9 protein-coding genes are annotated in these 6,353 nt (G+C 66.0%); 1 reads left to right on the top strand and 8 read right to left on the bottom strand.

Annotated features, from left to right (window positions below; all coding sequences use genetic code 11):
• The 3 genes from AWJ14_RS03420 to rplS form a co-directional block, all read right to left on the bottom strand.
• A partial coding sequence (locus AWJ14_RS03420; RefSeq protein ID WP_171904809.1) for a hypothetical protein occupies positions 1-282 on the bottom strand: 282 nt, incomplete at its 3' end.
• A gap of 192 nt (positions 283-474) precedes the next feature.
• Positions 475-666, bottom strand: a complete 192-nt coding sequence (locus AWJ14_RS03415) for a hypothetical protein (protein WP_066175020.1) — start codon at positions 664-666, stop codon at positions 475-477.
• A gap of 112 nt (positions 667-778) precedes the next feature.
• The gene (gene rplS / locus AWJ14_RS03410) at positions 779-1,324 is read right to left on the bottom strand and encodes a 50S ribosomal protein L19 (protein WP_066175018.1); all 546 of its coding nucleotides are present in this window, start codon (positions 1,322-1,324) and stop codon (positions 779-781) included.
• A 316-nt stretch (positions 1,325-1,640) separates the two neighbouring features.
• On the opposite strand from rplS, the gene AWJ14_RS03405 reads away from it, so the two are divergent.
• On the top strand, positions 1,641-2,384 hold the full coding sequence (locus AWJ14_RS03405; protein WP_066175016.1) for a sulfite exporter TauE/SafE family protein: 744 nt from the start codon (positions 1,641-1,643) through the stop codon (positions 2,382-2,384).
• Here AWJ14_RS03405 and trmD read toward each other — a convergent pair.
• The 5 genes from trmD to ffh form a co-directional block, all read right to left on the bottom strand.
• Complete coding sequence (trmD, locus tag AWJ14_RS03400; RefSeq protein WP_066175014.1) at positions 2,369-3,091, bottom strand: tRNA (guanosine(37)-N1)-methyltransferase TrmD; 723 nt, start codon at positions 3,089-3,091, stop codon at positions 2,369-2,371. The two genes, AWJ14_RS03405 and trmD, sit on opposite strands and share 16 nt — an antisense overlap.
• Entirely contained in the window at positions 3,088-3,654 is a 567-nt protein-coding gene (rimM, locus tag AWJ14_RS03395) for a ribosome maturation factor RimM (RefSeq protein ID WP_066175012.1), read from the bottom strand. Before rimM ends, trmD begins: the two co-directional genes overlap by 4 nt.
• Positions 3,655-3,736: 82 nt before the next feature.
• Entirely contained in the window at positions 3,737-4,135 is a 399-nt protein-coding gene (gene rpsP / locus AWJ14_RS03390; RefSeq protein ID WP_066175008.1) for a 30S ribosomal protein S16, read from the bottom strand.
• 84 nt (positions 4,136-4,219) lie between these two features.
• Positions 4,220-4,513, bottom strand: a complete 294-nt coding sequence (locus AWJ14_RS03385) for a chorismate mutase (protein WP_066175005.1) — start codon at positions 4,511-4,513, stop codon at positions 4,220-4,222.
• 10 nt (positions 4,514-4,523) lie between these two features.
• On the bottom strand, positions 4,524-6,095 hold the full coding sequence (ffh, locus tag AWJ14_RS03380) for a signal recognition particle protein (RefSeq protein WP_066175003.1): 1,572 nt from the start codon (positions 6,093-6,095) through the stop codon (positions 4,524-4,526).
• Between the last annotated feature and the right edge of the window lie 258 nt (positions 6,096-6,353).

Raw genomic sequence — 6,353 nt, 5'->3', positions numbered from 1 at the left:
TTCCCGATAGTTGCCGCCGGCATTGATCGTCTCGATGAACGGCATCAGCGAGGGCATGCGGATCCGCATCAGCGAAATGTAGAAGCGCCGAAGGTAGTCGAACGGGTAGTGCTCCACCAGGTTGCGTGAGGACAGCCAGGAATTGGCGACCGCGAAGGCGTAGAACGGGTTCGCGAAATAGACGGCGTTCGACCGGACATCGTCGGGTTCGACGATGGCGAAGGGGCGCAGGCTCATCACCGCGACCGCCGAGATCGCCGCCTTCTTGCAGTCGTCGGTCAAGGACGTCTGATTGCGCCGGGCCTTGAAGGCGTCATTCAGCAGAAAAGAGGCTTGAGCCAATTGCAGCGGCGCATCCGCCGCGAAAGGCGCGTCAACGCTCAGCTCGGGAAAGTTTGCAAGCTGTCTTTGGGCAATGTGATGGAAAAGCGGACTGCGTTTGAGGACCCGGACGCGAAAGGGATCCGTCAAGGGCTACTCGGCCAGCTTTTTCGAGCCCAGGAAAGCTCGCTGGGTCCGATACAGCGAGTCGGAAAACCCGTCGAAATTGGCCATGGCCACCGCTTCATCGGCGGTCTCGGCATGATTGTCATCGACCACGCGCCGCAATCTTTCGACCGCCGGTCCGCTGAGGTCGTAAATCCCGAGCTTGCTCTCGTTCTTCATGACACTCTCCGAATCAGTCGTCGCCGGGTGGGACCCGGCGACGTTGTCACGAATGAATCAGGACAATTTTCCTGTCAAGTCGCCGCCGGACCGGGCCGGCGGCAGGCAGAGCTTATTCGCTCTTGCCTTCTTCGGCGGCTGCCGCATCCGCTGCTGCCTTTGCGGCTGCGGCTTCGGCGGCTTCTGCTGCTGCCTTTTCGGCGGCCAGAGCCTCGGCGGCTGCGATCTTCTCGGCCTCGATGCGGGCCTTCTCGGCGGCAAGCGCCTGGCGCTCGGCATCGTTGAGCTTGCGGGCGCGGGTGCCGGTGTTCTCGACGATACGGGCCGACTTACCGCGACGGTCGCGCATGTAGTAGAGCTTGGCGCGGCGGACGCGGCCGCGGCGGACCACTTCGACGGCCTCGACCAGCGGCGAGTAGATCGGGAACACGCGTTCCACGCCTTCGCCGTAGGAGATCTTGCGGACGGTGAAGCTTTCGTTGAGGCCGGCACCGGAGCGGGCGATGCAGACGCCTTCGAAGGCCTGCAGACGGGTGCGCTTGCCTTCCGTTACGCGAACCTGCACGCGCAGCGTATCGCCGGCGGAGAATTCGGGCAGTTTGCGGGTGGCTTCGATCTTGGCTACCTGTTCGGCATCCAGCTGGGCAATAATGTTCATGGTCCTCGACCTTTCGTTCTTCTCAAACGGTCAGAGCGCTCTCAACTCGCCGCTTTGGAGCGCCCCGTTTCGGGGCCGGTCCTCTGGGCTATGCCGGTGAAGGCAGGAGCGGGTTCACCATTCATTGTTTGGCAGGCGCCGGAATCCGGCTCTCGGACTTTGCCGAATGGGCGGTGCGATACACCATCGCCGCGGATTTGTCACGCCCGCCGCAACAAAATTGTGGCCGCCATTGCGGCGATGGCCGGGCGATGCTTAAACCACGGGCCGAAAGCCCGGGACAAAACCCCGGTTCCTCAAGCCGGACGGTGCCCTGATGTCTTTCCCCGAGATGCTGCTGCTGTTTTCCGCCGGCTTCCTGTCGAGCCTGGTCAATGCCATTGCCGGCGGCGGCACCTTCCTGACCTTCGGGGCGATGACGCTGATCGGCATCCCGCCGATCATGGCCAACGCCACCTCCGCGGTCACCCAGCTTCCGGGCTACATCACCTCGGCGCTCGCCTATCGCAAGGAGCTCGCCCATGCCGGCCGCGAGGTCTGGACGATCGCCGCGCTGTCCTTCGTGGGCGCGCTTGCGGGCTCGCTGATCCTGGTGTCGATGTCCAATCCCGCCTTCCGCTCGCTGGTGCCGTGGCTGCTGCTGGGCGCCACCGTGATCTTCGCCGCAGGCCCCTATCTGCGGCCGAAGGCGCTGCCGCCCGAACACGAGATGTCCAAGCTCGGACTTGCGGCGCAGTTCGTGACCTCGATCTATGGCGGCTTTTTCGGCGCCGGCATGGGCATCATGATGCTCGCCGTGCTGGGGCTGACCAAGGGCGGCGACTACCACAAGCTCAACGCCATCAAGAACCTGACCGCCGTGGTGATCGCGCTGGTGGCGATCCTGGTGTTTTCGAGCGGCGGGGTGGTGGCCTGGCTGCCGGCGGTGATCATGATCCCGGCCGGCGCGATCGGCGGCCATACCGGCGTGTGGGCGGCGCGGCGGGCGCCGCAATGGCTGATCCGCACCGCGGTGATCGCGGTCGGGCTGGCGCTGAGCTGGTATTATTTCGCCGGCTGACGCGCGGCGGTCCGGTCGGGTTTGTCCCCGGGGAGAAGGTCGGGCCGGCGGGCGCGGGTGAGCGCGAGCGACTGTGCCGCCCGCCAATCCTCGATCGCCTTGTGGTTCCCCGAGGTCAATACTTCGGGTATGGCGCGCCCTTCGAACAGCTGCGGCCGGGTGTAGTGCGGGTGTTCGAGAAGCCCGTCCTCGAAGCTTTCATGGGTGCCCGACTGGGCATTGCCCATGACGCCGGGCAGCACCCGGATCACGGCATCGAGCAGGATCAGCGCCGCGGGTTCGCCCCCGGAGAGCACGTAATCGCCGATCGAGACCTCTTCGAGATCGCGCGCGTCGATCACCCGCTGGTCGACGCCTTCGAACCGGCCGCAGACGATCACCGCGCCCGGACCTTCGGCGAGCGCGCGCACCCGGGCCTGGGTGAGCGGGCGGCCGCGCGGGCTCATCAGGAGCCGCGGCCGCGGATCGCCGACGGGGCTCACGGCATCGATCGCCGTTGCGAGAATGTCGGGCCTCAGAACCATGCCGGCGCCGCCGCCGGCGGGCGTGTCGTCGACCGAGCGGTGCCGGTCGGTGGCAAAATCGCGGATGTTGACGGGCTCGATCGCCGCGTCGCCGCGCTCGAGCGCCCGGCCGGCGAGCGACTGGCCGAGATGGCCGGGAAACATCTCCGGATAGAGCGTGAGCACCGTGGCGCGGAAGCTCATCGGGCGGGGTCTCCCTCCTCCGCCTCGCCCCCGTCATCGTCCTCGCCGTCGATCAGGCCGGCGGCCAGCGGATCGACCAGGATCCGCCCCGCGGCAAGGTCGACAGAGGGCACGGCGGCGCGGGTGAAGGGGATCACTACCGGCTTGCCGCCCTCCTCGCGCAGTTCGAGAAGGTCGCCGCCGCCGAAATCGAGCACGCCGGTGACCCGCCCCCAGCAGCGGCCTTCGGCGTCCCAGGCCTCGAGCCCCTCGAGATCGGCATGGAAATACTCGTCTTCCTCGAGTTCCTCGTCGGGCAGGCTGGAGCGGTCGATATAGAGTTCGAGCCCCTTGAGCGCCTCGGCCGCGGTGCGGTCGTTGATGCCGCGGAAACGGATGATCACCACGGTCTTGGCGAAGCGGTGATCGAGCACCTCGAAGCGGCGGCCGTCGCTGGCATAGAGCGCGCCGTAATCGGCGAGCGCCAGCGGATCGCCGGTGAACGGCTTGACCCGCACCTCGCCGCGAAGCCCCTGCGCCGCGCCGATGACGCCGACGAGAATGGGATGCACGGGCTTGGTCATGGGTCTCTCCGGATGCTCATCAATATAAAACGGGCGGCATTCCGCCGCCCGCAGTCTAATTCGCCATGAAGACGAAGGGAACTTATTCCGCGGCGGCTTCTTCGGCCGGTGCTGCAGCGGCTTCGGCGGCAGCGGCTGCTGCATCCTCTTCCTTCTGCTTCTTCTCGGCCAGGCGTTCCTGGGCCTTCTTGCCAGGCTTGGCCTTGTTGGGGTTGTTGCGGGCTTCGCGGGTCATCATGCCGGCATCGGCCATGAAGCGGGCGACGCGGTCGGTCGGCAGCGCGCCGTTGTCGAGCCAGTGCTGGATGCGCTCCTGGTTGAGGCTGATGCGGCCTTCGTCGTCCTTGGCCAGCATCGGGTTCCAGTGGCCGAGACGCTCGATGAAGCGACCGTCGCGGGGCGAACGCACATCGGCGACGACCACGTGGTAGTAGGGACGCTTCTTGGAGCCGCCGCGGGCGAGACGAATTTTCAGTGCCATGTCATTTTCCTTCGGTAATGCAGTTCTGCTGACTGTCTGGTTGGTCTGTGTCGGGCGCCGGCAAGCGCCAGATGGGGGTGGTGATTACTGCGCGGCCGCCTGCTTGTGATGCTGGATGACCTCGCGGATGACGAATTCGAGGAATTTCTCGGCGAAATCCGGATCGAGATCGGCGGATTTGGCGAGATCGCGCAGCCGGGCGACCTGCTCGGCCTCGCGCGCCGGGTCCGAGGGCGGCAGGTCGGCCGAGGCCTTGAGCGCGCCCACGGCCTTGGTGACCCGGAACCGTTCGGCCAGGATGTGGATCAGCGCCGCATCGAAATTGTCGATCGAGCGGCGCATTTCGTGAAGTTTGGCCAAGGCCTCGTCATTGGTCATGGTCTGACGCTCACTTCTTCTTGGGCAGGCCGGGAAGGCCGCCGAGACCGGGAAGTTTCGGACCGCCCAAACCCGGCAGGCCGCCCGGCAATCCACCCTGCAGGCCGCCCAGCCCCGGGGCCTTGCCGAGGCCTGCGGCTTCCGCCTGTTTCTGGAGCGCTTCGAGCTGCTTGGGGTCCATCTTCGACAGATCCGGCATGCCGCCCGGCATCATGCCGCCGCCAAGCCCCATCTTCGAGGCGAGCCCGCCCATGGCCGCGCGCATCATGCCCGAACCCTTGCCCTTGCCGCCCATGGCCTTCATCATGTCGGCCATCTGCCGGTGCTGCTTCAAAAGCTTGTTGATCGCGGCGGCATCGGTGCCGGAGCCGGCGGCGATGCGCTTCTTGCGCGAATGCTTGAGCAGATCGGGATTGGCGCGCTCGGCCTTGGTCATCGAGCCGATGATGGCGAGCTGGCGCGCGAAGGTCTTGTCGTCGATGCCGGCGGCGGCCATCTGGTCCTTCATCTTGCCCATGCCCGGCATCATGCCCATGATCCCGCCCATGCCGCCGAGCTTCTGCATCTGGCGCAGCTGCTCGGCCATGTCGTTAAGGTCGAACTTGCCCGACTTCATGCGGGCGGCCATGGTCTGCGCCTTTTCGGCGTCGAAATTCTCAGCCGCCTTTTCCACCAGGCTGACGATGTCGCCCATGCCGAGGATGCGGTCGGCGACGCGGCGGGGATGGAACTCCTCGAGCGCGTCCATCTTTTCGCCGGTACCGATCAGCTTGATCGGCTTGCCGGTGACCGCGCGCATCGACAGCGCCGCACCGCCGCGGCCATCGCCGTCCATGCGGGTGAGCACGAGGCCGGTGATGCCGACGCGCTCGTCGAAATTGCGCGCGAGATTGACCGCGTCCTGACCGGTGAGCGCGTCGGCCACGAGCAGGATCTCGTGCGGATTGGCGCGCTTGCGGATATCGGCCATCTCGACCATCAGCGGCTCGTCGATATGGGTCCGGCCGGCGGTGTCGAGAATGACGATGTCGTGGCCGCCGAGCCTGGCCGCCTGCACGGCGCGGGCGGCGATATCGGTGGGCGACTGGCCGGCGATGATCGGCAGCGTCGCAACGCCGGTCTGCTCGCCGAGCTGTTTGAGCTGCTCCTGGGCTGCCGGACGGCGCGTGTCGAGCGAGGCCATCAGCACCTTCTTGCGGTCGCGCTTTTCGAACCGCGCGGCGATCTTGGCCGTGGTGGTGGTCTTGCCCGAACCCTGCAGGCCGACCATCATGATGACGACCGGGGCGCTCGCATTGAGATCGATCGGCACGCCCTCTTCGCCCAGAAGGGCGACCAGCTCGTCATGGACCAGCTTGACCACCATCTGGCCGGGCTTGATCGACTTGACGATCTCGGCGCCGACGGCCTTTTCGCGCACCCGGTCGGTGAAGCCGCGCACCACTTCGAGCGCGACATCGGCCTCCAAGAGCGCGCGGCGAACCTCGCGCATGGCTTCCGCCACATCCTTTTCCGAGAGCGCACCGCGCCCGGTCAGGCTGTTGAGGATGGAGCCAAGCCGGTCCTGGAGGGTATCAAACATCAGTTCGTCCTGTTTTCGCTGGAGGTGCCTCCAGCCCATATGGGACGTGCACAGCGCAAAGCCAAACGGCACCCGAGGGCGCATCGCGCTGTCGGGTGTGGACCTCCGGGATCTGGCTTGTCGCTTGACCCTTCAAACCGGCAGGTTTGAAGAAAGGTTTCAAGCGACCAAAGCTACTGTCCCGGTCGGCGGCTCGGAGTCATGCTCGTCGCAGATTTGCGCGGGATAAACAGGAAAACGGGCGCGGAGTCAAGGTTG

Source organism: Parahoeflea olei, assembly GCF_001703635.1.
In the GTDB taxonomy this organism is placed as follows: Bacteria; Pseudomonadota; Alphaproteobacteria; order Rhizobiales; family Rhizobiaceae; genus Hoeflea; species Hoeflea olei.
This window is presented reverse-complemented; position numbering and strand designations above follow the sequence as displayed.

Bases quoted from the DNA above. Each gene is read 5' to 3' on its own strand.
- AWJ14_RS03415 (WP_066175020.1), bottom strand. From the start codon at position 666: ATGAAGAACGAGAGCAAGCTCGGGATTTACGACCTCAGCGGACCGGCG.
- rplS (WP_066175018.1), bottom strand. From the start codon at position 1,324: ATGAACATTATTGCCCAGCTGGATGCCGAACAGGTAGCCAAGATCGAA.
- AWJ14_RS03405 (WP_066175016.1), top strand. From the start codon at position 1,641: ATGTCTTTCCCCGAGATGCTGCTGCTGTTTTCCGCCGGCTTCCTGTCG.
- trmD (WP_066175014.1), bottom strand. From the start codon at position 3,091: ATGAGCTTCCGCGCCACGGTGCTCACGCTCTATCCGGAGATGTTTCCC.
- rimM (WP_066175012.1), bottom strand. From the start codon at position 3,654: ATGACCAAGCCCGTGCATCCCATTCTCGTCGGCGTCATCGGCGCGGCG.
- rpsP (WP_066175008.1), bottom strand. From the start codon at position 4,135: ATGGCACTGAAAATTCGTCTCGCCCGCGGCGGCTCCAAGAAGCGTCCC.
- AWJ14_RS03385 (WP_066175005.1), bottom strand. From the start codon at position 4,513: ATGACCAATGACGAGGCCTTGGCCAAACTTCACGAAATGCGCCGCTCG.
- ffh (WP_066175003.1), bottom strand. From the start codon at position 6,095: ATGTTTGATACCCTCCAGGACCGGCTTGGCTCCATCCTCAACAGCCTG.